Origin of the sequence: Clostridioides sp. GD02377, from assembly GCF_045899875.1 — a bacterium.
In the GTDB taxonomy this organism is placed as follows: Bacteria; Bacillota; Clostridia; order Peptostreptococcales; family Peptostreptococcaceae; genus Clostridioides; species Clostridioides difficile_A.
The window spans coordinates 1-251 of the sequence record NZ_JBJODA010000103.1 but is presented as its reverse complement, the minus strand read 5'-3'; the positions used below and the strand labels follow the sequence as shown (position 1 = coordinate 251).

Sequence of the window (251 nt, the reverse complement as noted above, 5' to 3'; positions counted from 1 at the left end):
CCCTTGAAATTGACTTCCAGCACCTGCAAAATATTTATTTGCTGTAGAAATACCATCATTTCCTTTTAAGCCGCCACCATGACCAATGCTACCATATGAATTTCCACAACTACCACCTGCACCACCTGCAACAATTATGCGTGATAGTAGGCTTTGTTGATTATCCCATTTGCCACCAACGAGTCTTATATCAGTAGCTCCGCCACCTGCAAGACTATAATAACCATCAGAAGCACTCTTATAAGTAATTA

At 40.6% G+C, this 251-nt stretch carries 1 protein-coding gene; it reads right to left on the bottom strand.

Annotation, left to right across the window (positions count from 1 at the left end):
• Positions 1 to 251 (bottom strand): glycine rich domain-containing protein (locus Q3304_RS21080; RefSeq protein WP_407815506.1); only part of this gene is annotated, 251 nt, incomplete at both ends.